Annotated in this window: 1 protein-coding gene; it reads right to left on the bottom strand. The window is 55.2% G+C overall.

The window, feature by feature from the left end; genetic code table 11:
- Nucleotides 1-529 (bottom strand): Ig-like domain-containing protein (locus HQ29_RS06400; RefSeq protein WP_161781564.1); only part of this gene is annotated, 529 nt, incomplete at both ends.

The following is a 529-nucleotide window of genomic DNA, read 5'->3' as shown; positions in this document are numbered from 1 at the left end:
CTTGTTGTCTGCATCGGCAGGCTGTACGGTGGCGGTGATCGTAAAGCTTTCACCTTCGATAACGCTCTTCTCTGTCGGGGAGACGGTGATACCGGTTACCTTGACCTCTTTCTTGGTGACGGTTACTTGGCAGGTGGCTGTCTTACCGCCGTCTGCCGTTGTGGCAGTGATGGTCGCACGCCCCGGCTTGTGTGTGGTAACACGACCATTGTCATTAACGGAAGCAATCTCCGAAGCCGAACTGCTCCACGTTACCGTCTTGTTGTCCGCATCGGCAGGAAGCACTGTGGCGGTGATGGTAAAGCTTTCACCTTCTACTACGCTCTTCTCTGTCGGAGATACGGTGATGCCGGTTACCTTGACCTCTTTCCTCTTCACCGTTACCCGGCAGGTGGCTGTCTTACCGCCATCCACGGATGTCGCAGTAATGGTCGCGCTACCTTCCTTATGCGTGGTTACCTCTCCGTTGCTGTCAACGGATGCCACCTCCGACTTGTCCGAACTCCACGTTACAGCCTTGTTCGGAACA

This window comes from Porphyromonas canoris, from assembly GCF_000765975.1.
Lineage (GTDB): Bacteria > Bacteroidota > Bacteroidia > Bacteroidales > Porphyromonadaceae > Porphyromonas_A > Porphyromonas_A canoris.
This window is presented reverse-complemented; position numbering and strand designations above follow the sequence as displayed.